Below are 24540 nucleotides of genomic sequence, written 5' to 3' on the forward strand. Positions count from 1 at the left end.
GCAGGCCGACGACCTCAACTCCCAGGTCGCGGCTGATCGTCAGTCGCCACTACCGCGGCTGTGGCCGGCGTCGCGAGTCCAGAGGGACAGGTCGCTGCTCGTCGCTACGGCAAGGGTCCTGCCGGAGGGCGAGAATCCAGCGGCACGGAGCTCGGAGTAGTAGGAGTGGAAGATGTGCCACCAGCGCTCCCCGTGCGGACCGGAGTGCGGCAGACCGCCGTCGCGTGAGAGCAGGACACGCTCGTTCGGCCAGGCCGGGGCAACGACCTCCAACTTCCAACCGTCTCCGCTGGCGGTGTGCAGTCCTCCACCGAAAAGCCCTGCGACGCGCACCCTGCTTCCGGCGACCGGTCCCAGCCCAGGACACCACTCGGCGGGATCCGCGTCACGGTTGTCGTCCTCGGCGTCCGGGTCACGATCCCGCGCGATCTTCTCCCCCGTGACGGCGTGGAAGAGCCCGTAACCGTCGTGCGAGACGACCATCACCAGGTCCTGGCCGGTGCGGGGATGCGAGGTGAAGCCGATACCGAGAAGCCCACCGACCGGGGCGTACGCGATGCGCCGCCAGGGCTCGGGGGCCTCTACCACCGGGGCGGCGAGGAGTCTTTGCCTCATCGCCTGCTGGTACGGGGAAAGCTCCGGCTCAGGAACCGGCTGGTCGACCGGAGGCCCGTCCTTCGTCCACTTCATCACGCACCCATGATCCATACTTCGGCGGATGCACCCAACTGTGTTGATACGGGCCTCTGGCAACTCAGGAGGCTCCCTCGAGTCCGGGAGTCCGCGAACCGCGCTGTTGACCGACATCAAGCCCTGCGCGCAGACCCTTCGTGAGCGGAGCCGGGCCCGAGCCGACTCCGTCACCCACTGGGCCCGTTGCCAGGTGGGTCCACACCCACGACCCGCGTACTACTGTCGACGCCCGAGTCCAGACGCATCCGTCGTTGCCTCACGGCCAATTGACTCCGAGAGTCATTGATGTCTGCCGCGAAGGCGCTCAGTTCCTCCAGGTCGTACGGGGCGATCGCGGACATGCGCTTCAGCTGTCCATAGCCTGCGTTGAGTCGCTGGCCGGCAGCCGTGGCTGCCGCGAGCACCTGGTCAGGCACCACCATCTCGGCCTCGGCGTAGCTGGCCCGCTGGGCGGTGCGACCGGCTTCGAGTTGCTCCAGGCAAAGGCCGACGCCAGCGCCCGTCTGCAGCGCATGCAGGAGGTTGACCTGAGCCTTCATGTATTGCCTGGAGGCCGTGTTCAGCGATACGTAGCAGGACCGACGCAGATCGACGAGGGCCTGTGGCCTCTCGCCCAGGCACGCCACCGGACGGCTGGTACGGACGGGGCCTGCGAAAGCCGCCTGACGGACCAGGTCAGGTCGCGTCGACAAACCAATGGTGGAACTGGGCACACCCTCGCGGCAGCAGCTTCGCCGGGGCTTTCAGGATCCCCGCGTCTTTGACGGCACCTCTGACGTCCCCTCAGGTCTCAGAGCAGGCTCTCGTCCCGGACGGCCCAGCCCGCACCCAGCTCTCGACGCAACACTTCCAGTGTGCTGATTGCCTGCTGCTTGAACTGTTGGAGCTCCTCGTCGGACCACGGCGACGGATCCGACGGAGAGCCCCAGTCGATCGACGACTGGTACCACTCGCTCAACCTGGCCAGCTCGGCCCGTGTCTCCGGCCTGATCGGGAGGCGCGCCAGGTCGCAGGGATAGCCATACGGACTGGCCATGTCCTCCGGCCACAGCGGGGTGTCCACGCCGGCCTCGAAGAAGAACCGCAGATAGTGGGTCATGCCGTACCTTCCCACAGACCGTCCCGTTCCCGCCTGGCCGACCGTCTTCCCCAGACCGCTCCGGCAGCGTGGTCGAGGTCTGCAAGCACGGCTCGATGACCCATGCCAGACCTGGCTCACAGACCTTGACCGTGACCATCCGGCAGGTACGCGGGATCCTGCAGCCTGTACATCTATCGAGAGCTGAACTACCCCGCCGCTGGTCGCCGATATTGCAGTGCGACGTGCGGACCATGGCCGTTAGGGTCACCCACCGTGGGCACGGACATCTACGGCGGGATCGAGTTCCGGCATCCCTACGCCGGCACCGAGGATCACGACGGTGAGCCGTGGGTGACGGCCATGGATCTGTGGCCGCTGTACGACGAGACCGACTACACGGCCTTCGGCCTTCTCTTCGGCGTCCGCAACTACGCGGGCTTCCGGCCGCTTGCAGCCGGTCGTGGTCTTCCCGCCGACTTGTCGAGCAACATGCGCTCAGTGCTGTGCTCCTGGCTCGACCAAGGCGAGATGGACAGCGCGAGCCGGGTCAGTTGGGCCGAGCGGCGTCAGGCGTCGATCGGACGCAGCACCGCGTAGTACGCGAACGGCGGACCGTACAGCCGGGCGACCCGCAGCCCGGCTCCCTCCGCCAGGCTGATCAGCGAGGACGGCCGGATCTGATGCCGGTCGAAGAACTCGCCGACCACCAGCCGCCCGAACGGCTTCAGCGCCCGGCGCAGCTCGGCCAGCGTACGCGCCGGATCCGGGATCTCGCCCAGCGCCGTCACCAGGTAAGCCGCATCGAACGAGCCATCCGCAAAAGGAAGTTCATGTGCGTCGGCGCAGTTCGGCACGATGTTGTCGACAACCCGCTCCTTGGCCCGGCGGCCCACGTGGTCGAGCATCTCCTGCTGGATGTCCACGATGTCCAGCTGGCCGTTCGGGCCCAGCTGCGGTGCGACGTGCAGCGACTGCAGGCCGGTTCCGGGGCCTATCTCCAGGATCCTCTCGCCCTCCCGGGCCTGCAGCACGTGGTCCAGACGCTTCAGGGTCAGGAACGGCAGCGGCAGGTCGAGCAGCCAGCGCTGAGAGTACGGGTACGGCGCGGAGTCGGTGAACCACCAGGTGGCGACGGCGGCGGCAGCGCCCGCGCCGATCAATGCCCGCGAATGCCTCATAATTCCTCCATAAATGTCCGATTGGATGATCGAAGCATCTCTGATGGTCAATCAGTTGTGTTTGTGTGCAATCTGCTTGCGCCGGCGCCGACTTTGTCGGCAGTCGACCCGAGCGGGCCGAACGAACCGCTCGTGGACCGCCGTTGCGGCAGGCCGGGGACTTCCCGAAACGGACCGGACCGCAAGCGCCGATCACGTCACGAGCTCTTCCGCTCAGCGGCCCGGCCGAGGGAAGGTCCGGGTCGCGAGAACCGCGCAGGCCACCGCCAGCGGCAACTCGGCGAAGACCGCCATCAGCACCGCCAGCTTGAAGTCCGAACCCGGGGCAGCCGTCATGGTGTCGAACCAGGCGTCGACCAGCAGCAGGGCCGAGGTCGCGGCGGAGGTCAGGCAGGCCCGGCGGTCGCCGCGCCTGAGGAGCAGTCCGGTGGAGAGCAGGCCGAGCGCCTCAAAGCTGTCCAGACCCGTCCACGTCCAGGCCCAGTGCGAGGCCTGAGCGGTGGCCGGCAGCCCGGTGCGCAGGAAGACCAGCCAGGGAATCATCGCCAGCCCGAGCACGGTGAGGACCGTGGCCGCCCGGCGAAGCAGCAGGGGGAACGTCGAAGCGGCCGCGGCCTTCGGAAGGATCCGCGGGACACCGGAGCCCGAACCGGCGTCCACGCGGACCAGACGGAGCGAATGAACGCCGGTCAGCTGAGTGCTCGCCATGACACCTGACTCCCTCCCGTGCCCGCCCCTCGGGCACAACATCAGCATGTCGTTCGCGCGTGCCCGAGGCAGTAACGCTCCTATCCGACTTGATGGTGGTGCTAGGTACGCCTTCCCTATCCGGCGACACCGCGAGGAGATCCGGCCTGCCTCCGCCCTGCAACGCGGCCCAGCCGCTGTTCACACCGGTCCTGGCCAGGCTTCAGCGCAGCAGACTGTCCGCCCTGCTGGGCATCGACATCGTCGCGACCCCCACCGCCTCCGGCAGTTGGCGCAGCCGGCACCGGATAGCCGAGACGCTCCGCTCGGAGGCACTCTGGCGCCAGCTCGCCTACCACGTGCCGGCCGGCCCCTTCGTGGCACTCGGCGCGCTGACCGTCCTCGGATCCTGGGCCCTCGGCGCGCTGTTCACGTCACTGCCGCTGTACGCCTGGGCGCTGCCCGCCGGACCGGGTGCCAAGGGCGAGCGCGTCTACGACTGGGCCGCCGCCCGCCTCCCGGTGGTGTGGGAGTTCGACGGCGACCAACACACCCACCAGCGCTGGATGCCGGCCCGTCGCAGCATCACCAGGCCCGAAGAGATCGCCTTCTACCTCGCATTCGCACCCCTGGACGCCGCCCTTGCGGACCTGGTCCGGATCGCCGGCTCGCGCTGGAAGAACGAGGAGTCCTTCCAGAGCGCGAAGAACGAGTGCGGCCCGGACCAGTACGAAGTGCGGCGCTTCGTGGGCCGGTACCGGCACATCACCTTGACCATGCTCGCCCACGCGTTCCTCGTAGTCATGGCAGCCCAGGAGCGAAAAAAGGGGCAAGCACCCGGGACACGCCCGACCTCGTGGACCTCACCCCGGCCGAGATTCGCCGTCTGCCGGCAACTCGACCCCGCCACCGTCCTGCGTCCCGCGACCACACCCTGACCTGGTCCACCTGGCGCCGCCACCACCAGGGACACCCCCGTCGTTGCCAAGACATGCGGCGCGGCCACTCGTTCGCGCGACATCCCCGCGAACACTCCTCCGCCCCGGCGCAGCCCCGCTACACTCCCGACCATCAGGACGCTGACCAGGGAAAACGAAGAACTCTCACTGGAGTACCAGGTCTGAGGCATGCACCTGGGCCGTCGTGCTCGGCCGGGGCGCTTCCGCGTGTGCGGGCCGTCGGGGGGATCGCCCGCACACGCAGAAGGTACTACTAGGTTCACCATGAGATCGGGTACACGTTTCATGGCACGGTCCTCCTGCGGTGCCCTAGCGTCGTGCCATGACGATTCCAGCGGGGCTGAGTCGCACGGTCCTTCGGGCACGGCGGGACACCGGCTTTCTGGCCGCTGGTGTGCCGCCGCACCTGGCGCTGGTGCCCGTGTGGAGCTGGGCGGCGACGATTACCGCCGAGACGGGGAACTGGCTCCGGACGGTGTCCGTGTCGGCCGCCCTGATCCTGCTCGGCACCCCGGTGCTGACGGCCGTTCAGCGGGCCCGCTACCAGGCGCTCATCGGTGTGGACGTCCCCCGGCTCACCCCCACCGCGCCGGGGAAATGGACGTGGGCCTCGGCCGCCCGGTGGCTCACCGCGACGCGGCCTTGGCGCAAGGTCGGCTACCACCTCCTGCTGGGCCCGCTGCTCGCGCTGCTGGAGCTGCTGGTGGTCGCGCTGGCGGCGGCGGGCCTGGCGGGCGTCATCGTCTACGCCTGGGCATGGGCGCTGCCAACCCGAATTCGCCAGCACTGGTTCGGCTACCTGACCCAGCTGCCGGTTTACACAGCGGCTGGACTCCTCCTCCTGTGCGCCCTGCCCTGGACCGCGCGGGCAGTAGCCCGGGCCGAGGCGCGGCTGGCGTTGGGCCTGCTCGGGCCCAGCCGGGCGCAGCGGCTCCAGGAGCGGGTCGATCAGCTGGCCGTGAGCCGGACCGACTTGATCGAGGCCGTCGACGCGGAGCGCCGCAGGATCGAGCGCGACCTGCACGACGGCACCCAGCAGCGGTTGGTGTCTCTCGCGGTCAACCTGGGTCTGGCCATTGCCACCCGCCCGGACCTGCCGGGTGACACCCGCGAGGTGATCGCGAGAGCGCACCTGGAGGCGAAGGAGGCGATCGCCGAACTCAATGACCTGGTGCGGGGGCTGCACCCGGCCGTGCTCGAAGACCGAGGTCTGGACGCGGCGTTGTCCGGGCTGGCTGCGCGCACGCCCCTGCCAGTGCGGCTGCGGGTCAATCTGGAGGAGCGGGTGGCGCCCAGCGTGGAGTCGGTCGCGTACTTCGTGATCTCGGAGGCGCTGACCAATGCGACGAAGCACGCCAACGCGATGCGTGCAGAGGTGACCGTCCGGCAGGTCGGCGAGGTGCTGCGAGTGCGCGTTACCGACGACGGGCTTGGCGGTGCCGACGCCGCCGCCGGCACGGGGCTGGCCGGGCTGGCCAAGCGGGTCGGCTCCCTCGACGGGGCCTTCCACGTCAGCAGCCCCGTTGGGGGGCCCACCACCATCACTGCGGAGCTGCCGTGCGCGCGGTGATCGCCGAGGACTCGGTGTTGTTGCGGGTCGGCCTGACCAAGGTGCTGGAGATGGGCGGGTTCCAGGTCGCCGCCGAAGCCGGCGACGCGGAAGGGCTGTTGGCGGCAGTGGCGGAGCACCGGCCCGAACTCGCCCTGATCGACGTCCGGATGCCGCCCGGCTTCACCGACGAGGGGGTGCGGGCGGCGATGGAGATCCGCCGGCGCTGGCCGGGGACGCCGGTGGTGCTGCTTTCGCAGTACGTGGAGGAGCGGTACGCGGCTGACCTGCTGTCCGCGAACACCAGCGGTGTGGGCTACCTGCTCAAGCAGCGGGTTGCCGATGTCGCCGACTTCGTGGCGGCGGTACGGCGGGTGGCGGACGGGGGCACGGCCCTGGACCCGCAGGTCGTCGCCCAACTGCTGCTGCGCCGCGACAGCGACCCGCTCGCGCGGCTCACCCCCCGCGAACGGGAGGTGCTCGGCCTGATGGCCGAGGGGCGCTCCAATGCCGGCATCGCGCAGGCGCTGGTGGTCAGCGAGAGCGCCGTGGCCAAGCACATCAACAACATCTTCGCCAAGTTTGACCTGCCCGTGGTCGACGCGGACCACCGCCGCGTCCTGGCCGTGCTGCGGTTCCTCGGAGTGTCCCGGGCCTGACCTTCCCATCCGTGATCACGATCTACGGCTGGAGTACTGGAAGAGCGATGGGAGCGAGGCACAGGTGACGCGAAGTTGCCTGTTCATCTGGCGGTGCGGAACTCGGAAGGCCTCGTGTATCTCGGCACCGGATCCCTGACTCGGGCCAGGACGATGCGCCATCCGGGCCATATCGAACACGTTCTCACCGACTGCGCCTTTCGGCTTCATTCGCCCTCGAGCAAGCCGGACGCGGACCGTGTCCGTCCTCCTCTCCCTCCGGTGGATCTCCCGAACCTGGAGTGGCTCCGACATGTGAACGGCGACCGAGCCAGTGCGCTCGCACAGTTCATCACCGGCTGGTATCCCGCTGCGTCTGAGACTGCTGAGCCACTGTCAGTACCGGCATCTCCCCTGGACCTGCCCGATGGACTGAAGCAGTTGTACCGACTGGCACAGCACCGCCCACGCCGTCTGGGAGCGCAGAACCGAGTCCTTCCCCTTCCCAAGCTTCAGACCGACCCCAAGGGGGAGATGCTCGCCTTCGGCGAAGAGAACCAGGGAGGATTCTTCTGGTCGCTGCTGTGGACACTCGACGGCCCCGAAGCTGATCCGACCGTCTGGTTCCGTGAATACGACGAATCACCGATCGCCGAGCAGGAACCCCTCAGCGGCTTCCTCATCCAGTTCTCGCTCTACGAAGCCTCCATGGGCGCCGACTACCTGGTACTCCCTCGCCAACTCACCGCGCAGCAGGTCGACCGACTCACCGAGGGACTCCTCTCCCCGTGCCCCTGCGCCCGTTCTGACGTTGGGCCCCCACGCGCTTCTACGTTGCTCCCGGACTCGTCCTGCATGTCTCAGACGAAGGAGGCGACAACGGGTTCAGCGCCTGGGCCGGCGCCACACACCGCAGTGCTCTCGCCCCTTTGGCCGACGTCCCCGTCGAGTGGAGCCGATTCGACGGGTGACATCGCGGGGCGGCACCGTAGCTTCGCCGCCAGACACCGGCAGAGGTCTGTGAACGCGGCTTGATGACTCATGTCATCCTGTCGAGCTTCCACACGGCGGGGAAACGACCCTCGCGGACGGCGGGCAGCCCGATCTCCGGGGAGTACGCCTGGTAGACGGTGATCGTGGAGTCCCCGTAGGCCGCACGGATCCCGCGTTGCGGTTGGTCCATGCCGTACAGCTTGGGGTCGGCCGGTTCGGGCGGCCACTGATTTTGTCGGGAACGCCGCCCCCTCAGCCCGCCCCGAAAGGGGCGCTCAGCTTGCCCCCCCGGCCCCGCTCCCGCCTCCCGCCTTTGTCCTGTGTCCTTGTCGAATCGGGACGGCGAGGCCCCACGACGGCGTCAGACCGTGAGGACGAGCTTGCCCTGGAGGTGACCGCCGTCGAGCAGTCGGTGTGCGTCGGCGACACGCTCGAACGGGAACGTCTCCTGCACATGGACCCGGAGCCTGCCCTGTTCGACGAGTTCGACGAGACCTCGCAGGGCGATCGGATCGGGGTCGACCGCGATGCCGCTGAAGCGCATGCCGGCCGCCTCGTACCTGGCGATGAGCTCCGCATCCTCCTCGGCGACCGCCGTCACCAGGTGACCGCCCGGGCGGAGCACTTCGAGCGACCGCTCCACGGTGTCGCCGCCGATCGTGTCGAGCACGACGTCGACGTCGCGGACCGCCTCGGTGAAGTCGACCGTCGTGTAGTCGATCACCTCGTCGGCGCCGACCCCCTCGACGAACTTCCGCTTGCTCCCGCCGGCGGTCGCGATCACGTGCGCGCCGAGCGCCTTCGCGATCTGGATCGCGACATGGCCGACCCCGCCACCACCGCCATGGACCAGGACACGGTCGCCCTCGGTCACGCCGCCGAGGTCGACGAGGCCCTGCCACGCCGTCAGCCCGACGATCGGCAGGGCCGACGCCTCGACGTGCGAGAGCGAGGCCGGTTTGCGCGCCAGGTGCAACGCCGGCGCCGACACGACCTCGGCGTACGCGCTCGCCGCCCGCGGGAACAGCGGCATCCCGAACACCTCGTCGCCGGGCCGGAACCGCCACGTCTGCGGCGCCTCCTCGACCACACCGCTGATGTCCCAGCCGAGGACGAACGGCGGCCGGCCGAGCAGCGGGAACTCACCGGCGCGCAGGCGCGCCTCCAGCGGGTTCAGCCCGATCGCCTTGACACGGACCAGAACCTCGGTCGGAAGGGGCTGGGGCTCGGGCGCGTCCACGATGGTGAGCACCTCGGGACCGCCGAGCGTCTGCTGGGTGATGACTCGCATGACTCTCCTGGCTTTGTTGGGAGGGGGAGAGGACCCAGGCTAGGTTTCCGACGGGAACCAGCAGGTACCCGTGGCGGGGGTACCTTTGCCGCCATGAGCGGTTTCGGTCCCGGCGATCCCTTTCTCGCCGACTGCCCGGCGCGTCTGGCCGTCGAGCTCATCGCCGACAAGTGGACGGTGGTCGTGCTCTACGGCCTCAGCAAGGGCCCGGTGCGCCATGGCGAGCTGATCGGGCTGATCGGCGGCATCTCCCGCAAGATGCTCACCCAGACACTCCGCCGGCTCGAGGCGCACGGACTCATCAGCCGCCACGCCTACGCCGAGGTGCCGCCCCGCGTCGAGTACGAGCTCACTCCGCTGGGTGCGACGCTGATCGAACCGATCCACATGCTGACCGAGTGGGCGAGGGCGAACGGCGACGCAGTGCTCGACGCACTGGACGCCGACGCCGAGCCGGTCGCCCATGACGACTGAGGCCCCCTGGGGTACTTATGCACGATCCAGTCGGACCGGTGTCGGGGGCGTGTACCAGCATGAGGTTGTGGCCAACCAACTTGCCCAGCGAACTGCGTCTGGTCCTGAGAGCCCCGGAGCAGTTCCGCGTACAGGCTCGTGCCACGGAGGCGAACGTCCCTGAGCGCCTTGCGCGTTCGGGTGTACGTCCCACGTACACGCCGGCCGTGACGCCGACACGACGGCGGCTGCACATGGCCGGACTTCCTTCGTACGCACGCCTGGCATCACCCGATGCTCACCCGGACACCGGGACCACCGCTACTTGACAGTGTCTCGGCTCGGTCGTCATGAAGGGAGCTGTTCCCTGATGGCCGGGAGCGCGTAGCCGGTGATCGCGGCCATGACGGAACCGGCCGTGCGGCTCGGATCACTCTTGGGGGAGATCGTCCACCAGGTGTCCTGGGCCGCGGGAAGGAGGCTTCCTATGCGGCTGTGCCAGGCTGCCGGGCCGTACACGACGTTCGGGTCGGGCCGGGCGGGCAGGTGCGGCAGGCGCTCACGAGCCTGCGCCCAGGAGGTCTTGCCGGTAGCGGTGACGTTGACCGTGAACTCGACATGCCCCGCCGTGTTGTACGCGGACCTCTGGAAACGGAGGAGAGCCCACGACGCCGGGTGGGGCAGTTCGAGGACCTGCCCCGAGCCCTTGAACCCGAGCGCCCGCAGCGCAGGGGCGATCCGCGCGCGCATCATGGAGACGAACACCTCCTGCGCCGTGGGCGGGCCGCAGTAACCCGCCGGGTTCTTGTCGAGGTGTTGCTGGTGGTAGCTCTCTACTCCAGGTGTCATAAGAACTCCTGCAGACATAGGGGGAGTTGGCGTGACCGGCAGCGATGATTTACTGATCGTTTCAGAATGCGGTTCGGAGGCGGCGGAGGCATATGAGGCTGCAAGCCAGTTCGAGCAGGCCCTGGTGGAGATCAGCGCGTCGTTCGTAGCGGGTGCGGAGCCGTTTGAACTGGTGCAGCCAGGCCAAGGCACGTTCGACCACCCGGCGGACCCTGCCCAGTCCGGAGCCGTGGGCGACGCCGCGTCGGGCGATCACGGGCTTGATGCCGCGCTTCCACAGCAGGCGGCGATACTTGTCGAAGTCGGGCCCGGTCGGCGTACAGGCGCCGGGGCTTGCGGCGGGGGCGTCCTCGCAGTCCGCGGATCGATGGGATGGTGTTCAGCAGGGGCAGAAGCTGGGTGACGTCGTGCCGGTTGCCGCCGGTGAGCGTGACGGCGAGCGGGGTTCCGTGGCAGTCGACGATCAAGGGGTGCTTCGAGCCGGGGCGGGCGCGGTCGACGGGCGAGGGGCCGACGTGATCCCCCCTTGAGAGCCCGGATGTGCGAGCCGCCCACGGCACGGTCGTCCAGGTTCAGCAGGTCGGTGCGGCGCAACTCGCTCAGCAAGCGGCGTGCAGGCGGGGCCGGACACCTGCCTCGGTCCAGTCCCGCAGCCGGCGCCACGCCGTCACTCTGGAGCAGCCCACGGTCTCCGCCGGAACGTCCCGCCAGGCGACACCGGTCCGCAGCACGAACAGGACGTCGGCGAGTGCTGTTCGGTCAGGAACACGCAACCGCCCGGGATGACGGCGGCGCCGTTCGGGAGCAGGTGGCAGCAGCGGGGCCACACGCTCCCACAGGTCGTCCGGAACGAGAGCAGCTCGCGCTCGGACACCCTGTCGACCAGACCGTCGAGCACAAGACCCGCGGCTCACCGCATTCTGAAAAGATCAGTAGACGCGCTGTCCATGCTGAGCCCGCCAATGCGTTGTTGCTGGTCACCGCCGATTGGACAAGCTGGCCAAGGGGTTGCCGGTTCGGCTCATTTCTGTGTTGTAGATGTGTTTTGCGTGTGGGTGTGATGTGTCGAGTCCGTGACCGGGGGTGAATGGGTCGAGGGGGGCATGGTGGTACCCGTTCGTGACGACTCGTCCGTTGAACGACTCGGCCTGATGTGACGTACCAGGTACTGCGGGCGGCAACGCGTCGCCCAGGGAACGTCGCCGGCGTACGGCAATCGGCGACCAGGGGAAGGGCTGAACAATTTCAGTGGATTCGAGCCGTTCGGCTGGCGGCTCTCTCGACTTGGCCACCCCGCCTCCTGACCAGGGGGAGAGGGCGAGCGGAACGCATGTGCGCCGGCAAGTGCTGGGCCTGGACGGCCTCCGTGGCCTGGCGGCACTGTATGTAGTCCTGTTCCACTGCTGGTTGTATACCTTCCCGGGCTACCCCAACAGTTCGGCGCCTCCGTGGTTGGGCGGCTTGATGTTCGGGCGTCTTGCTGTCGTCTTCTTTCTGGTGCTGTCCGGGTTCTCTCTGGCAATCTCCCCGGCGCGTCACGGTTGGCGGTCGGGCGGCGTTGGCCAGTTCCTGCGTCGGCGCGCTTGGCGCATCCTGCCCCCGTATTGGGCGGCACTGATTCTGAGTTTGCTCATTTCGTGGTTCGTGGTGCCGGCTTCGCACTTCGGGCCACCGACCCGCGCGACGGTACTGGTGTATGGCCTCGTTGCCCAGGACATGGTCACCGCTCCGACTCCAAACGGTGCGTTCTGGTCGATCGGAGTGGAGTCCGAGCTCTATCTCCTGTTTCCCCTTCTTCTGTTTGTCCGTCGACGGTGGGGTGCTGCGGTATTGGCCGTGTGCGTGACGCTTCCGGTGGTCGCCGGTGGGCTGATGGCGGCTGGTGCATCCCCTGTGGAGGGCGATAACTGGCTCGCTCCGCATCTCGCCCCGGTGTTTGCTGCCGGCATGATAGGCGCAGGGATCATCAGTGCGTCGGACAGGATTCGACGTCTGCCGTGGGGATGGCTCGCTGCCCTGGCGGCCCTGCCTGTCCTGGCTCTTGGTGCCGTCCGGGGCCCTGTCTGGACGGTGAACCATTATTTCTGGGTAGATCTCGCCATCGCTCCGGCCATGACGATGGTTCTTGCCGCGGTTGCCACCGGCAAACCCGCATTCCTGATAAGGCTGTTGACCACACGTCCCGTTCGCGGTCTCGGCAACTTCTCCTACAGCCTTTATCTGATTCATCTTCCGATCGTCATGGCCGTGATTCGTCGAATAGCCCCTCACTTTGTGTCAAGCGGGCTGCCCACGTTCTGGTTCACGCTGGCCCTGGGTCTTCCGGTTTCGATACTCGGGGCCTGGCTATTCTCCAAGGTCTTCGAGATGCCATTCAAGCAGAACAGGTCCTGGAAGTCTTTGGTCGCGCAGGGAAGCGCCCAGTGGGCCGCCAGGCATGGGAAAGACCGTCAGCGGACTTACGAGGAGCAGCCTGTCGAACGCTGACGGTGTGTCGTTTCTGTTCCTGCCGCGCAGACACCTGGCACACGGGACGCCCAGAGTGGAAGGCCGGAATTCGAAGAACCCCGCCGACAGGAACTGACATGTGGATCAGCCACTTGTGCAGCCGGACCCGCAGCAGGCCGACCGTCTCAAGGCTTTGACGGACAGCGGTCCAGGTTCGCGCCGTGCCCATAGCCCACCCCGGGCAAGGCCAATGAAAGCCTCACCGTTCGGCAGTAGGCCGAGGGAGCAGCGCTTCCCCTTCCACTCCTGCGGCAGACGTGACCGGAGGGTGGTCCGCTTCGCACCAAGCGGCCGGTCTCCGCCGTCTCAGGTTGTGGGTGATCAGCTTGTCGCGGCGGATTTCTGCCCAGAGGGGGTGACGGCGTACCACTCTTTGTCTTTCCCCTGGCCGTTTACCTGCCCGGCCTTTGTGTCGCCGATGTACCGATAGAGCGGCCAGCCAGCGAGGGTCAGCTGCTTCATGCCGTTCCGGTGGACCGTACCGAGGAGGCTGTGCTCAACCCCTGAAGTCTGCACTGAGTCCTGCACGATGACTGGGATCCACGTTTTTGTGCACGCACCCGTGCACGTCCACTTCGAGGGGGCCGGCTGGTCCTTGTCATAGCGGTAGAGGGCCAGCCCCTTGTCGTCGGTGACCACGATGCCAATGCTTTTCATCGACCTGGCCATCACGGATGTGGTCGTGGCCGGGTGTCCGCTCTCGGAGCTGCTGACGTCGCCCGGTGCTGAAGCAGCCGATGCGGAGGGCGCGGGACCCGAGGTGGCCGGCGCTGTCGGAGCAACGCTGGCGGGGTTGGTGCCGGTCGAGGAGCCGCACGCTCCCAGCAAGAACGCGGAGGCGAGCCCTACGACCAGGTTCGGGACGGTGCGTCGCGGGATCAAGAAGTCGCCTTTCGTCGGGAGTCGCATCTGCCTGTTCCCTTAGTACGTCGGCCGGCTGCCGCCCTCTCAGCCACCGCTATGCCATGACGCAGTCTTGACCATCGCCGAGCTTGCTCGCCGGCTGGAACGCTGTCAGCGAGCCGAGGAACCGCATGCCGCTCACCCCCGGCCAGCGCCTCAACCACCCGATCCTGTGCCTCACTCACGTCAGTGCGTATGACCGCTCGCACCCAGCGCCGGATCCGCGTTCTTGACCGTCAAAGGCAGCAACTTCGTGTCGGTCGGGTCGATTTGTATGGCCGTATCCATCTGCGGGCACACACCACAGTCGAGGCCATCAGGTGCGCGACTAGGTCAGCCCTCATCTTCGTTAGGTCAGCCCTCATCTTCGTTGGGAACAGGCGCGACGCCGACCGGGCACGAGACGCCCGTCCCGCCCAACCCGCAGTACCCGCCCGGGTTTTTGCTGCTCGAAAGGTACTGCTGGTGGTAGGCCTCGGCCGGGTAGAAGGGGCGGGGCTGTGCCGGGAGGATCTCTGTGGTGATCGTCTTGCGGTGGCCGGAGTAGGTGAGGGCCTTCTGGTAGGCCTCGCGGCTCGCCTCGGCCGTGGCTGCCTGCTCGGGGGTGTGGGTGTGGATCGCCGAGCGGTACTGCGTGCCGACGTCGTTGCCCTGGCGGAAGCCCTGCGTGGGGTCGTGGGACTCCCAGAAGGTCTGCAGGAGGCGTGCGTACGAGATCAGCTTCGGGTCGAAGACCACGCGCACGACCTCCGTGTGGCCGGTCAGGCCCGAGCAGACCTCCTCGTAGGTGGGGTTCTCGGTGTGGCCGCCCTGGTAGCCGACGAGCGTCGTCCACACACCCGCCGGGAGCTGCCAGAACTTGCGCTCGGCTCCCCAGAAGCAGCCGAGGCCGAAATCGGCCACCTCCAGGCCCTCGGGGTAGGGGCCCTGGAGAGGGTTGCCCAGGACGGTGTGGCGGTCGGGGACCTTGAATATGGGCGCGGGGCGGCCCTTGAGTGCCTGCTCGGCGGTGGGCAGTTGGGGCGTGCGGCCGAAGAGCATGGGGTCTCCCTGTCGGTCCCGGGGGCGGGGTGTCTGCCCCGCGGCGGCACCCCTCACAACGTGCCGGGTGCCGTCCGAATTCCGCTCATGTCGGGGGCGGGCGGGCGCGGGCTGGCAGGCCAGGTCCGCGGGCGCCCTCGGCACCGTTTCCGGTGTCGCTTCCGGGTCAGGCCGGCTGTGGGGCCGGGGGCAGCAGCGCGCGCAGCGGGGCCGTGTCGGGGCGGTCGGCCAGCGCAGCGTCCACGGCGGCGTCCAGCGCGGCCTCCGTGCCCGCCTCGCCGTCCAGGTCCGACGCCGAACCGGGCAGCCGTACCGCCGCAGGACGCGACCAGGAGAACTCCCAGTGCAGCAACGACCGCGCACTGAACTCGGCCAGCACCATGCTCTGCAACGAGTCCCGCAGCACCGGCCGTACCAGCTCCCGGAACGCCCGGCCCTCCGCGGCCGCCGCCTGGCCGGACAGCGGCAGCCGCTGTGCCAGCTGCCACAGCTGACCGTCGTCGATCACCGTGAGCAGCGCGGGCAGCGACGGCGGGGCCTCGGTGTGGAACGCCAGCGCCCGGTGCAGCGGGGTGTCGAGCGAGGCCAGCCCCGCGGCCATCGACGAGCCCAGCAACTGCTCCCACTCCGGCGCGTGCTCGAACTGCCGTACCTCGTCCGTCAGCACCGCGTCCTCCAGCGCGGCCAGCGTCCGGGCCGGGTCGGCCAGCACCGCGAGCGCGGGGCCGTCCGCCTCCTCGTCGCGCCCGTCGGCGGGCAGTTCCTCGATGCGCAGCACCCGGTTGGCGATCGGCGGATGCGAGTCGTACGGCGACCTGGGCTCCGTCGGCAGCTTCTCCCGCATCCTCGCCAGCTCCGCCTCACGCGCCGTCAGCATCCGGCCGAAGCCTCCGAAGAACTGCCCGCGCGGCGGCAGTCGGCGGGCCTGGACGCCGAGCGTCGCGTACGACTCCAGGTAGAAGTCGTGCGCCGTGGCCAGGATCGGGATCTCGCGCAGCGCCGATGCGGTCGCGTCCCGCCCGGCGATCCGCGCGGCGGCCAGGTCGGCGGCGTACTCCTGCGCGCGGGCCGTCGACAGCGTGGCCCGCATGTAGAGCTTCGCGTACGCCGTGTAGATCGCCGCCATCATCCGGTAGGTGACCCCGGCGCCGGCGGTGTCGATCTCCTTGGCCTTCTTGCCCTTCGCGGTCCGCTCGGCGGCGGCCTTCTCCTGCCGGGCGCGCTCGGCCGCCTGCTTGCCGTCGGCCTTCGCATGGAAGTGCCCGACGGTCCGCCCGATCTGCACCCGGCCGCGTACGACAAGGGCCGACAGCCGGGTGTCGCCGCCGGTGAAGTGGCCGTACTCATGGGCGAGTACGGACTTCAGCTGGGCCTCGGTCAGCCCGGTCAGCAGCGGTACGCCGAGATAGAGGCTGCGCGGTCCGGGGCGCAGGCCGAGCAGCCGGGGTTCCTCGCTGACCGCCGCGTTGACATCACCGGTGAGCACGATGGTGTCCGGCGCGCGTGTCCCCGTCGCCGCCGCGAGCTCCCTCACCAGCGCCCACAGCCGAGGCTCGTCGGCCTCCGTGACCGGGAGTCCGGCCGGGCCCTCGCCCCTGGGTGTGCGGAGCATGAACATGCCCCTCACGACCGGCATGGCCAGCAGCAGGGAGACGATCGCGATCTTCCCGGCGGCGGCCCCGGGCGCCCAGGTGAACGCCGCCACGTCGAGCGTGGCCAGCGCCGCCAGCAGGACGAGGCTCAGCAGATAGAAACCACAGAGCAGAACAAGGGCGCGCAGCGCCCGCAGAGTTGCGCCCATCGGGCAGATCCCCCCACCGGACCCCAGAAAAGGGAACCGACAACGACACGGAAAACGAACAGGGCCATCTGAAGACGGACGCCCGTATGTGGTGCGGGTGGTGCTGGTGATGCTGCTGTGGGGGGATGCCGGAGTATGCCGTACCGCAGGTCAGGGCGCCAATTCGGGCGCTCCGTAAGGGGTATGGGGCTGCATTCGATGCGTGGCTGCCGGCGCGCGGGCGCGCTCAGCCCCCACCCGCCACCCGCGGCCGGCACACGACCGGATCTCTCTGCCGGCGTCCTCAGCTGCGCAGCGTCGCCGGACTGCCCCCGTTCGCCTCGTACCCCGCCACGGCCAGCGCGCGGTAGAGGGCGAACTCGGCGGCCGGGTTCGCGGACAGCGTCCACGGCAGGGCCCCCACATGCCCGTCGACGCGTATCAGTTCGCCCATGGCCTCCGCCCAGCGTTCGGAGCGCACCAGGAAGAAGACCAGCAGATGCCGGACGTGGGCGAGCATCGGGTCGTCCTGGCGGGCCGAGTGCACGGCGTGCAGCGCGCCGTGCACCGCCTTGGTGACGACCTCGCTCTGGTAGAGGCTCGCCACCAGGTTCACCTCGGGGAGGTGCTCGAAGACCGCGAACAACGGCATCGCGGCCAGCAGCGAGCCCTGCGGGGCGCGCGCTGCGGCGGCCTCGGCGAAGGAGTACGCCAGCTCGCGCGAACCGTGCCACTTCTCGCACCAGTAGTGCAGCGCCGCCAGATGCGCCCCCATGTGCGTGGGCGCCCGGTCCAGGATCTTCAGCCACAGCTTCTCGAACTCGGGCTGCGAGTAGTTCAGCCCGCGGGCCACCGACAGCTCGATGACATACGGCACCGGGTCACCGGGGGACAGCAGCGCCGCCTGCCCGCACGCGTCCCTGGCCTCCTCCATGATGATCCGGAAGTCGTCGGTGCCCGGCGTCGACGTCCGCCACGCCTGCTGCACCAGGAACTCCGCGTGTACGGCGGCGCCGCCCGCGTCCTTGGGCTGCTCGGCCCGCCACACCCGCAGCCACTGCCCGCCCGGCGTCTCGCTGACCCCGCCCGGGCGCTGCTGGAGCTCCAGCGCCGCCGCGCCCGCGAAGGCCTGCACGCGCTGCCAGCGCAGCTCACCCGCGATCTCCGTGCCCGCGAGCAGTTGTGCGGCCGCGCGGTGGTCCTGGGTGCGCTGCACGATGTCCAGGACGTCCAGCAGGTCCTGGTCGGGGCCGGGCATACGGACGTCGAGGTCCTCCTCGCGCACGAATCCGTAGTCCGCCGGGTCGGCGGCGTCCGGGTGGCCCGGGTGGACGCGCTCGATCATGCCGCGCCGCCGCCGCAGGACGGGGAGCAGCGCGAAGCTCAGCAGGAGCAACGCCATCAGGGCCCAGAGAATCGCCATGCGTCAAGCGAACCAGACGGCGCCGACAAATGGCCAACCGGTGCCCCGGGCTGTGGACAACCGGCGGCGCGTCCTGTGGAAAACGCGCCGGGCGCGTGGGAGCACTAGGCTCACTACTCATGAGCGACAGGCACATCAGTCAGCACTTCGAGACGCTCGCCATCCACGCGGGCAACACGGCGGACCCCCTCACCGGTGCGGTCGTACCGCCGATCTACCAGGTCTCGACCTACAAGCAGGACGGCGTCGGCGGTCTGCGCGGCGGCTACGAGTACAGCCGCAGCGCCAACCCCACCAGGACCGCCCTGGAAGAGAACCTCGCCGCCCTGGAGGGCGGGCGCCGCGGGCTCGCGTTCGCGTCCGGTCTGGCGGCCGAGGACGCCCTGCTGCGCACCCTGCTCAGCCCCGGCGACCACGTGGTGATCCCCAACGACGCGTACGGCGGCACGTTCCGGCTGTTCGCGAAGGTCGTCTCGCGGTGGGGCGTGGAGTGGTCCGTCGCCGACACCAGCGACCCGTCCGCCGTGCGCGCCGCGATCACCCCGAAGACCAAGGCGATCTGGGTGGAGACCCCCTCCAACCCGCTGCTCGGCATCACCGACATCGCCGCCGTCGCCCAGGTCGCCCACGACGCGGGTGCCAGGCTCGTCGTCGACAACACGTTCGCCACGCCGTACCTCCAGCAGCCCCTCTCGCTCGGCGCGGACGTCGTCGTGCACTCGCTGACCAAGTACATGGGCGGTCACTCGGACGTGGTCGGCGGCGCGCTGATCGTGTCCGACCAGACGCTGGGCGAGGAGCTCGCCTACCACCAGAACGCGATGGGCGCGGTCGCCGGGCCCTTCGACTCCTGGCTGGTGCTGCGCGGCACCAAGACGCTCGCGGTGCGCATGGACCGGCACAGCGAGAACGCGACGAGGATCGCCGACATGCTGAGCAGGCACGCGCGCGTGACGCGTGTCCTCTACCCCGGCCTGCCCGAGCACCCGGGGCACGAGACCGCCGCCAAGCAGATGAAGGCCTTCGGCGGCATGGTGTCCTTCCAGGTCACCGGTGGCGAGGAGGCGGCTGTCGAGGTCTGCAACCGTGCCAAGGTCTTCACGCTCGGGGAGTCCCTGGGCGGTGTGGAGTCGCTGATCGAGCACCCGGGCCGGATGACGCACGCCTCCGTGGCCGGTTCCGCGCTGGAGGTCCCGGGCGACCTGGTGCGGCTCTCCGTGGGCATCGAGAACGTCGACGACCTGCTGGAAGACCTGCAGCAGGCGCTGGGCTAGGTCACCAGTCGATGACGGGTGGAGTCGTCGTGGACGGCGGCTCCACCCACGGGTGGGCCATGACCGCCCAGACGGTGAACGCCACCACGGCCGCGCACAGCAGCAGCCACAGCAGCCGGCGGATCCTGTGGCTGCGGCGCAGCATGCGGCTGCCCCGGCGCACCACCTCGCCGTAGAGGTCGGGCGGTACCGGTGGCGGCGTCCGTTCCATGATCCGCCGGGCGGCGGCCTCGCGTTCGGTGCGGTTCACGACGGCGCCACCTTCGCTCCCATCACCCTGGGGCCCGGCTTCCTGGGCGGGTGCAGCAGCGTGGCCGTCGCCCGGTCGCAGATGGTGTGCACGCGGTCCGTGGGCAGGCCGAGCAGCGCCGCCGTCTGCTCCTCGGCGACCCCCTCGTACAGCCGTAGCACCACGATCAGGCGTTCCTGGGGCGTCAGGACGGCGAGGGCGCTCTTCGGGTGCGGGCGGCCGCGGCTCAGCGGGCCGCCGTACTGGTGCCAGGCGGAGTTCGCGAAGCGGAGTGCGAGGTACTGGCGGGCCCGGTCGTACGGGTCCTCGCCGCGCAGCCGGTCCCAGCACGCGTACGTGTGCGCGAGCGCGAGCGTCAGCAGGCGTCGCGCGCGTGGATTGGCGTCCGGGGCCTCGGCGGTGAGCAGGGTCGCGGCATGCAGCAGCCGTCCTGCCGCGCCCGCGACGAATGCCTCGAACTCCCGGGCCCGGCGGGCGCCTTGGGACGCCTGCCGATCGCGCACCGTGCCTCCCCGTCCACGGGATCCCGCCGCGTCCGATACCCGGACACGTGTCCGACGGGGCCCGGTCTCATATGAGGCCAGGGACGGCCCCACGGTCAAGAGCCGGACGGCACGAGCGTGTGCCGGATGTTCTCGGAGGGCGGCGGGCGTCCGTGCGCGCGTGTGCCGGGGCCGGTGCGTGTCCGTGCCGGGCGGATGCTTCAGCGCGGGCGGGGGTCTCCGCGACCGGCCGGGGGTTCGGGAAACAGACGGGTTCCGTGCCAGGCGGTGGGGGCGGGAAGCACGTTCGGGAAGCACGAGGGTTCCGTGCCCGGCGGGTGTCCATGCCCGGTGGACGGTCAGGAGGCCGGGGCGGGGCGTCCGTGCCGGGGGATGTTCCGGTGGTCGGTGGTCGGCGGTCTCTGTGTCCGGCGGATGCCCGGAAGGCCGACGGATGTGTCCCTCGCCGGTGGGAGGCCGGGCAGCCCGACGGAGGTCCGTGCCCGGGGGACGGTCAGGAGGCCGGCGCGGTGTCCGTGCCCGAGGGGACGGCCATGCGGGCGGAAAGGGCGGTGTTGAAGCGTGTGAGCAGCGCGCAGAACGTCTCGCGCTCTTCCGGCTCCCAGTCCTGCGTCAACTCCGCCATCAACTGACGCCGTGACGAACGTACTTCCTCCAGCCGGGACATCCCGCGCGGGGACAGCTGGAGCACCACGGCCCGCCCGTCCTCGGGGTGCGAGGTGCGCTTGACGAGCCCGGTGTCGACCAGCGGAGCCACCTGCCGGGTGACCGTCGAGGAGTCGATCCCCATGCTCGCGGCGAGCGCCTTGACCCCCATGGGGCCTTCCTTGTCGAGGCGGTTGAGCAGCAGATACGCGGCGCGGTCCATGGAGTTGCGCACCTGCCCGACGCCGCCGAGCCGGGTCTGTTCGGCACGGCGGGCGAACACCGCCACCTCGTGCTGCAGCGTGTCCAGGAGACCGCTGTCACCGACGGTCGTCATGTCCATCGACATTTCAGGTGTTGTGGGCATGGCCGGGGGCTCACTTCATGAAGAGTGCTGTGGTGGGGGACAGAGTACGCGGACAGGGGGCGAGCCGTACCGGCGCTGCGCAAACCGGTCTCGGAGCTTGGTCACACCCGCGCCTTCGGCCTGTGAACTGCGAGACTTGAGTCATGAGCTACAGCACGGCTGACTCCTTGCGCCACGTCACCCTGGACGATGTGCGCGGTGCGCAGAAGATGCTCACGGGCGTGGCGCGGGTGACCGCGATGGAGGGCAGCAGGCATCTGTCCGCGCAGGTCGGGGCACCGGTCCACCTCAAGTGCGAGAACCTCCAGCGGACCGGTTCCTTCAAGCTGCGCGGCGCCTACGTCCGGATCGCCGGGCTGCTGCCCGAGGAGCGGGCCGCCGGGGTCGTGGCCGCCAGCGCCGGGAACCATGCGCAGGGCGTGGCGCTGGCCTCCTCGCTGCTCGGCGTGCACGCGACGGTGTTCATGCCGAAGGGCGCCCCGCTGCCCAAGATCAGCGCCACCCGGGAGTACGGCGCGGAGGTGCGGCTGCACGGCCAGGTGGTCGACGAGACGCTGGCCGCCGCCCAGGAGTACGCGGCCGAGACCGGTGCGGTGTTCATCCACCCCTTCGACCACCCCGATGTCATCGCCGGTCAGGGCACGGTCGGCCTGGAGATCCTGGACCAGTGCCCGGAGGTCGGCACGATCGTCGTCGGTATCGGCGGCGGTGGGCTCGCGGCCGGGATCGCGGTCGCGGTGAAGTCGCTCAGGCCGGACGTGCGGATCGTCGGTGTCCAGGCGGCGGGCGCGGCCGCGTACCCGCCCTCGCTCGCGGCCGGGCACCCGGTCACCGTGCAGAACCCGGTGACGATGGCCGACGGCATCAGGGTCGGACGGCCGGGCGACGTGCCGTTCGCGATCGTCGAGGAGCTGGTCGACGAGGTCCGTACGGTCGGCGAGGACCAGCTCTCCGCCGCGCTGCTGCTGTGTCTGGAGCGGGCCAAGCTGGTGGTGGAACCGGCCGGCGCCAGCCCGGTCGCGGCACTGCTCGGTGACCCCGGCGCCTTCGCCGGACCGGTCGTCGCCGTACTGTCCGGCGGCAACGTCGATCCGGTGCTGATGCAGCGGGTGCTGCGGCACGGCATGGCCGCACAGGGCCGCTACCTGGCGGTACGGCTGCGGCTGACCGACCGGCCGGGCGCCCTCGCCACGCTCCTCGGGGTGTTGTCAGTGGTCGACGCTAACGTCCTCGACGTGAGCCATGTCCGGACCGACCCTCGGCTCGGGCTCGCGGAGGCGGAGGTCGAGCTGCACCTTGAGACCAAGGGACCCGCGCACTGCATCGAGGTCGGCCAGGCCCTGCGCGAGGCCGGCTACACCGTCATCGACTGAGCCCGGCCGCCCGTCCGGGCGGGAAACGACCAGGTCAGGATCTGTTCACTCACTCGTTCGGGGAAATCCGTCGACGAACGCGATACATCGCGTTATGGTGTGTCGTGTGGCCGTGGTGCACGGCTGCGCCCGCCCGCCGTCGCGCCGGCGAGAAACCATAGGCGGCTCGAAGGCCGCGAATCCAGCCTTTATCCGAAGAATCCCCGACGACGTGGAGACTCATATGCCAGGCGCCATCTATGCCGAAGGGCTGGTCAAGACCTTCGGCGACGTAAGGGCATTGGACGGTGTCGACCTCGATGTCCCCGAAGGCACGGTCCTCGGACTGCTCGGACCCAACGGCGCGGGCAAGACGACGACCGTCCGCTGTCTGACGACCCTGCTCCGCCCCGACAGCGGCAAGGCGGTCGTCGCGGGCATGGACGTGCTCAAACAACCGGACGCGGTGCGCCGCTCCATCGGCCTGTCCGGACAGTTCGCCGCCGTCGACGAGTACCTGACCGGCCGAGAGAACCTGCAGATGGTCGGCCAGCTCTACCAGATGAGGGCGAAGCAGGCCAAGGCCCGCGCGGTCGAACTGCTGGAGCAGTTCCACCTCACCGACGCCGCCGACCGCCCCACCAAGACCTACTCCGGAGGCATGCGCCGCCGCCTCGACCTCGCGGCAGCCCTGGTCGTCTCGCCGCCCGTGATGTTCATGGACGAACCGACGACCGGCCTCGACCCCCGCAACCGCCAGCAGCTGTGGGAGGTCATCAAGCAGCTCGTCTCCGGCGGTACGACCCTGCTGCTCACCACCCAGTACCTGGAAGAGGCCGATCACCTCGCCCACGACATCGCGGTCGTCGACCAGGGCAAGGTCATCGCCAAGGGCACCTCCGACCAGCTCAAGGCCCGCACCGGCGGCGAGCGCGTCGAGGTCGTCGTGCACGAACGCGACCACATCCAGACCGCGGCGGACGTGCTGCGCGGCTTCGGCAAGGGCGACACCACCGTCGAGGAGCACACCCGCAAGCTCACCGTCCCCGTCACCGGCGGCGCCAAGCTGCTCGCCGAGATCATCCGCGAGCTGGACACCCGGGGCATCGAGATCGACGACATCGCACTGCGCCGCCCCACCCTCGACGACGTCTTCCTGTCCCTGACCGGACACGTGGCCGAGGAGAAGCCCGAGGGCAGCGGCGCGCAGGGCGGCCAGAAGAACACCCGCAAGGACAGCCGCAAGGAGGCCGTGAAGTGAGCGCCGTCAGCGACGCCGTGCGGGTCGCACCCCCCGCCAACGCCGTCACCCAGTCATTCCGCGACTCCATGGTCGTCGCGAAGAGGAACCTGATCCGGATGTCCCGGATTCCTGAGATGATCATTTACGGGCTCATCCAGCCCATCATGTTCGTGGTGCTGTTCACCTACGTCTTCGGCGGCTCGATGCAGATCGGCGGCAGTACCAGCGCCGTCGACTACAAGAACTTCCTGATGGCGGGCATCTTCGCGCAGACCGTCACCTTCGCGACGGCCAGCTCCGGTGCCGGTATCGCCGACGACATGCACAAGGGCCTCATCGACCGCTTCCGCTCCCTGCCCATGGCACGCGGCGCGGTGCTGACCGGGCGCACCCTCGCGGACTCGGTGCAGACCGCTCTGACCCTGGTGGTCCTCGCCGTGGTCGCCCTGATCGTCGGCTGGCGCGTCGGAACGGACGGGGACACCAACGTCGGCAAGGTCCTCGCCGCCTTCGGTCTGCTGCTCCTGCTCGGCTACGCGTTCACCTGGATCGGCGCCCTGATCGGCATGTCCGTCCGCACCCCCGAGGCGGCCACCTCCAGCGGGCTGATCTGGCTGTTCCCGGTGACCTTCATCTCGAACGCGTTCGTGGACACCAGCCATATGACCCCGTGGCTGCGCCATATCGCCGAGTGGAACCCCTTCAGCGCCACCGTGCAGGCCTGCCGGGTCCTCTTCGGAAACCCCGGCCAGTCCCAGTCCGGTGCCTGGCCGATGCAGCACTCGGTCTGGGCCTCGCTGATCTACTCGGTCCTGATCATCGCCATATTCCGGACCCTGGCGGTCCGCAAGTACCGCTCCGCCACCGCGTGACGCACGGC

General features: G+C 69.3%; 25 protein-coding genes and 2 pseudogenes. 11 read left to right on the top strand and 16 right to left on the bottom strand.

Going from position 1 to position 24540, the window contains the following annotated elements; translation table 11 throughout:
- Positions 1 to 39 precede the first annotated feature (39 nt).
- From ACIRR9_RS01635 to ACIRR9_RS01645, 3 genes are all read right to left on the bottom strand, one after another.
- The gene (locus ACIRR9_RS01635; protein ID WP_403747023.1) at positions 40 to 690 is read right to left on the bottom strand and encodes a hypothetical protein; all 651 of its coding nucleotides are present in this window, start codon (positions 688 to 690) and stop codon (positions 40 to 42) included.
- A 170-nt stretch (positions 691 to 860) separates the two neighbouring features.
- The gene (locus ACIRR9_RS01640) at positions 861 to 1232 is read right to left on the bottom strand and encodes a hypothetical protein (protein ID WP_403746425.1); all 372 of its coding nucleotides are present in this window, start codon (positions 1230 to 1232) and stop codon (positions 861 to 863) included.
- Between the two features lie 251 nt (positions 1233 to 1483).
- Positions 1484 to 1792, bottom strand: a complete 309-nt coding sequence (locus tag ACIRR9_RS01645; RefSeq protein ID WP_403746427.1) for a hypothetical protein — start codon at positions 1790 to 1792, stop codon at positions 1484 to 1486.
- 255 nt (positions 1793 to 2047) lie between these two features.
- On the opposite strand from ACIRR9_RS01645, the gene ACIRR9_RS01650 reads away from it, so the two are divergent.
- A complete protein-coding gene (locus ACIRR9_RS01650; RefSeq protein ID WP_403746429.1) occupies positions 2048 to 2371 on the top strand; it encodes a hypothetical protein in 324 nt (107 codons plus the stop codon).
- On the opposite strand, the gene ACIRR9_RS01655 is transcribed toward ACIRR9_RS01650, so the two are convergent.
- Positions 2341 to 2952: a class I SAM-dependent methyltransferase gene (locus tag ACIRR9_RS01655; protein ID WP_403746431.1), complete on the bottom strand. Its 612-nt coding sequence runs from the start codon at positions 2950 to 2952 to the stop codon at positions 2341 to 2343. The two genes, ACIRR9_RS01650 and ACIRR9_RS01655, sit on opposite strands and share 31 nt — an antisense overlap.
- 213 nt (positions 2953 to 3165) lie before the next feature.
- Entirely contained in the window at positions 3166 to 3660 is a 495-nt protein-coding gene (locus ACIRR9_RS01660) for a hypothetical protein (protein WP_403746434.1), read from the bottom strand.
- Positions 3661 to 3719: 59 nt separating this feature from the next.
- On the opposite strand from ACIRR9_RS01660, the gene ACIRR9_RS01665 reads away from it, so the two are divergent.
- The 3 genes from ACIRR9_RS01665 (at position 3720) to ACIRR9_RS01675 (ending at position 6806) form a co-directional block, all read left to right on the top strand.
- Positions 3720 to 4577: a hypothetical protein gene (locus ACIRR9_RS01665; RefSeq protein WP_403746436.1), complete on the top strand. Its 858-nt coding sequence runs from the start codon at positions 3720 to 3722 to the stop codon at positions 4575 to 4577.
- Positions 4578 to 4920: 343 nt separating this feature from the next.
- Positions 4921 to 6168 carry a sensor histidine kinase gene (locus tag ACIRR9_RS01670; RefSeq protein WP_403746447.1) on the top strand — a complete coding sequence of 416 codons (1248 nt, stop codon included), beginning with the start codon at positions 4921 to 4923 and terminating at the stop codon, positions 6166 to 6168.
- Positions 6156 to 6806: a response regulator gene (locus ACIRR9_RS01675; RefSeq protein WP_403250774.1), complete on the top strand. Its 651-nt coding sequence runs from the start codon at positions 6156 to 6158 to the stop codon at positions 6804 to 6806. The genes ACIRR9_RS01670 and ACIRR9_RS01675 overlap by 13 nt, the downstream gene beginning before the upstream one ends.
- A 1021-nt stretch (positions 6807 to 7827) precedes the next feature.
- On the opposite strand, the pseudogene ACIRR9_RS01680 reads toward ACIRR9_RS01675, so the two are convergent.
- Positions 7828 to 7968, bottom strand: a pseudogene (locus ACIRR9_RS01680) (DUF4291 family protein); the annotation flags it as partial.
- A gap of 171 nt (positions 7969 to 8139) precedes the next feature.
- Positions 8140 to 9069, bottom strand: a complete 930-nt coding sequence (locus ACIRR9_RS01685) for an NADP-dependent oxidoreductase (protein WP_403746450.1) — start codon at positions 9067 to 9069, stop codon at positions 8140 to 8142.
- A 93-nt stretch (positions 9070 to 9162) separates the two neighbouring features.
- Here ACIRR9_RS01685 and ACIRR9_RS01690 point away from each other — a divergent pair, with 93 nt between their 5' ends.
- A complete protein-coding gene (locus ACIRR9_RS01690) occupies positions 9163 to 9543 on the top strand; it encodes a winged helix-turn-helix transcriptional regulator (protein WP_403746451.1) in 381 nt (126 codons plus the stop codon).
- Between the two features lie 327 nt (positions 9544 to 9870).
- Here the strand turns inward: ACIRR9_RS01690 and ACIRR9_RS01695 are convergent, their stop codons facing one another.
- Complete coding sequence (locus ACIRR9_RS01695) at positions 9871 to 10371, bottom strand: DUF4304 domain-containing protein (RefSeq protein WP_403746453.1); 501 nt, start codon at positions 10369 to 10371, stop codon at positions 9871 to 9873.
- Between the two features lie 61 nt (positions 10372 to 10432).
- Positions 10433 to 11210 (bottom strand): annotated as a pseudogene (locus ACIRR9_RS01700) (IS5 family transposase).
- 505 nt (positions 11211 to 11715) lie between these two features.
- Here ACIRR9_RS01700 and ACIRR9_RS01705 point away from each other — a divergent pair.
- Positions 11716 to 12858 carry an acyltransferase family protein gene (locus tag ACIRR9_RS01705; protein WP_403746455.1) on the top strand — a complete coding sequence of 381 codons (1143 nt, stop codon included), beginning with the start codon at positions 11716 to 11718 and terminating at the stop codon, positions 12856 to 12858.
- A 342-nt stretch (positions 12859 to 13200) separates the two neighbouring features.
- On the opposite strand, the gene ACIRR9_RS01710 is transcribed toward ACIRR9_RS01705, so the two are convergent.
- Entirely contained in the window at positions 13201 to 13518 is a 318-nt protein-coding gene (locus ACIRR9_RS01710; RefSeq protein WP_403746458.1) for a hypothetical protein, read from the bottom strand.
- 7 nt (positions 13519 to 13525) lie between these two features.
- Between ACIRR9_RS01710 and ACIRR9_RS01715 the strand changes: the two genes are divergently transcribed.
- On the top strand, positions 13526 to 13804 hold the full coding sequence (locus tag ACIRR9_RS01715) for a hypothetical protein (RefSeq protein ID WP_403746459.1): 279 nt from the start codon (positions 13526 to 13528) through the stop codon (positions 13802 to 13804).
- Positions 13805 to 14136: 332 nt separating this feature from the next.
- Here the strand turns inward: ACIRR9_RS01715 and msrA are convergent, their stop codons facing one another.
- From msrA to ACIRR9_RS01730, 3 genes are all read right to left on the bottom strand, one after another.
- Positions 14137 to 14823, bottom strand: coding sequence for a peptide-methionine (S)-S-oxide reductase MsrA (gene msrA, locus ACIRR9_RS01720; RefSeq protein WP_403746462.1), 687 nt, complete (start codon positions 14821 to 14823; stop codon positions 14137 to 14139).
- Positions 14824 to 14989: 166 nt separating this feature from the next.
- On the bottom strand, positions 14990 to 16624 hold the full coding sequence (locus ACIRR9_RS01725) for a M48 family metallopeptidase (RefSeq protein WP_403746464.1): 1635 nt from the start codon (positions 16622 to 16624) through the stop codon (positions 14990 to 14992).
- Between the two features lie 283 nt (positions 16625 to 16907).
- Positions 16908 to 18026 (bottom strand): hypothetical protein, encoded by a 1119-nt coding sequence (locus tag ACIRR9_RS01730; protein WP_403746466.1) that lies wholly within the window; start codon positions 18024 to 18026, stop codon positions 16908 to 16910.
- 119 nt (positions 18027 to 18145) lie between these two features.
- On the opposite strand from ACIRR9_RS01730, the gene ACIRR9_RS01735 reads away from it, so the two are divergent.
- Positions 18146 to 19300, top strand: coding sequence for a cystathionine gamma-synthase (locus ACIRR9_RS01735; protein WP_403746469.1), 1155 nt, complete (start codon positions 18146 to 18148; stop codon positions 19298 to 19300).
- Position 19301: 1 nt separating this feature from the next.
- Here ACIRR9_RS01735 and ACIRR9_RS01740 read toward each other — a convergent pair whose 3' ends face one another.
- The 3 genes from ACIRR9_RS01740 to ACIRR9_RS01750 form a co-directional block, all read right to left on the bottom strand.
- Positions 19302 to 19550, bottom strand: a complete 249-nt coding sequence (locus ACIRR9_RS01740; RefSeq protein WP_384559767.1) for a hypothetical protein — start codon at positions 19548 to 19550, stop codon at positions 19302 to 19304.
- A complete protein-coding gene (locus tag ACIRR9_RS01745) occupies positions 19547 to 20053 on the bottom strand; it encodes a sigma factor-like helix-turn-helix DNA-binding protein (RefSeq protein WP_365340177.1) in 507 nt (168 codons plus the stop codon). Before ACIRR9_RS01745 ends, ACIRR9_RS01740 begins: the two co-directional genes overlap by 4 nt.
- Before the next feature lie 493 nt (positions 20054 to 20546).
- Complete coding sequence (locus tag ACIRR9_RS01750) at positions 20547 to 21047, bottom strand: MarR family winged helix-turn-helix transcriptional regulator (RefSeq protein ID WP_403746472.1); 501 nt, start codon at positions 21045 to 21047, stop codon at positions 20547 to 20549.
- Positions 21048 to 21208: 161 nt separating this feature from the next.
- Between ACIRR9_RS01750 and ilvA the strand changes: the two genes are divergently transcribed.
- From ilvA to ACIRR9_RS01765, 3 genes are all read left to right on the top strand, one after another.
- Positions 21209 to 22438, top strand: a complete 1230-nt coding sequence (gene ilvA, locus ACIRR9_RS01755) for a threonine ammonia-lyase (protein ID WP_403746475.1) — start codon at positions 21209 to 21211, stop codon at positions 22436 to 22438.
- Positions 22439 to 22661: 223 nt separating this feature from the next.
- Positions 22662 to 23678 carry an ATP-binding cassette domain-containing protein gene (locus ACIRR9_RS01760; RefSeq protein WP_403746477.1) on the top strand — a complete coding sequence of 339 codons (1017 nt, stop codon included), beginning with the start codon at positions 22662 to 22664 and terminating at the stop codon, positions 23676 to 23678.
- Positions 23675 to 24532, top strand: coding sequence for an ABC transporter permease (locus ACIRR9_RS01765; RefSeq protein WP_365340169.1), 858 nt, complete (start codon positions 23675 to 23677; stop codon positions 24530 to 24532). The genes ACIRR9_RS01760 and ACIRR9_RS01765 overlap by 4 nt, the downstream gene beginning before the upstream one ends.
- The last annotated feature ends 8 nt before the right edge of the window (positions 24533 to 24540 follow it).

It is taken from the genome of Streptomyces sp. NPDC101234, from assembly GCF_044767525.1.
Classification (GTDB): domain Bacteria; phylum Actinomycetota; class Actinomycetes; order Streptomycetales; family Streptomycetaceae; genus Streptomyces; species Streptomyces sasae.

Excerpts from the sequence above, each read along its gene's own strand:
- ACIRR9_RS01635 (WP_403747023.1), bottom strand. The coding sequence starts at position 690 with ATGAAGTGGACGAAGGACGGGCCTCCGGTCGACCAGCCGGTTCCTGAG.
- ACIRR9_RS01640 (WP_403746425.1), bottom strand. The coding sequence starts at position 1,232 with ATGAAGGCTCAGGTCAACCTCCTGCATGCGCTGCAGACGGGCGCTGGC.
- ACIRR9_RS01645 (WP_403746427.1), bottom strand. The coding sequence starts at position 1,792 with ATGACCCACTATCTGCGGTTCTTCTTCGAGGCCGGCGTGGACACCCCG.
- ACIRR9_RS01655 (WP_403746431.1), bottom strand. The coding sequence starts at position 2,952 with ATGAGGCATTCGCGGGCATTGATCGGCGCGGGCGCTGCCGCCGCCGTC.
- ACIRR9_RS01660 (WP_403746434.1), bottom strand. The coding sequence starts at position 3,660 with ATGGCGAGCACTCAGCTGACCGGCGTTCATTCGCTCCGTCTGGTCCGC.
- ACIRR9_RS01670 (WP_403746447.1), top strand. The coding sequence starts at position 4,921 with ATGACGATTCCAGCGGGGCTGAGTCGCACGGTCCTTCGGGCACGGCGG.
- ACIRR9_RS01685 (WP_403746450.1), bottom strand. The coding sequence starts at position 9,069 with ATGCGAGTCATCACCCAGCAGACGCTCGGCGGTCCCGAGGTGCTCACC.
- ACIRR9_RS01690 (WP_403746451.1), top strand. The coding sequence starts at position 9,163 with ATGAGCGGTTTCGGTCCCGGCGATCCCTTTCTCGCCGACTGCCCGGCG.
- ACIRR9_RS01695 (WP_403746453.1), bottom strand. The coding sequence starts at position 10,371 with ATGACACCTGGAGTAGAGAGCTACCACCAGCAACACCTCGACAAGAAC.
- ACIRR9_RS01715 (WP_403746459.1), top strand. The coding sequence starts at position 13,526 with ATGCTTTTCATCGACCTGGCCATCACGGATGTGGTCGTGGCCGGGTGT.
- msrA (WP_403746462.1), bottom strand. The coding sequence starts at position 14,823 with ATGCTCTTCGGCCGCACGCCCCAACTGCCCACCGCCGAGCAGGCACTC.
- ACIRR9_RS01725 (WP_403746464.1), bottom strand. The coding sequence starts at position 16,624 with ATGGGCGCAACTCTGCGGGCGCTGCGCGCCCTTGTTCTGCTCTGTGGT.
- ACIRR9_RS01730 (WP_403746466.1), bottom strand. The coding sequence starts at position 18,026 with ATGGCGATTCTCTGGGCCCTGATGGCGTTGCTCCTGCTGAGCTTCGCG.
- ACIRR9_RS01735 (WP_403746469.1), top strand. The coding sequence starts at position 18,146 with ATGAGCGACAGGCACATCAGTCAGCACTTCGAGACGCTCGCCATCCAC.
- ACIRR9_RS01750 (WP_403746472.1), bottom strand. The coding sequence starts at position 21,047 with ATGTCGATGGACATGACGACCGTCGGTGACAGCGGTCTCCTGGACACG.
- ilvA (WP_403746475.1), top strand. The coding sequence starts at position 21,209 with ATGAGCTACAGCACGGCTGACTCCTTGCGCCACGTCACCCTGGACGAT.
- ACIRR9_RS01760 (WP_403746477.1), top strand. The coding sequence starts at position 22,662 with ATGCCAGGCGCCATCTATGCCGAAGGGCTGGTCAAGACCTTCGGCGAC.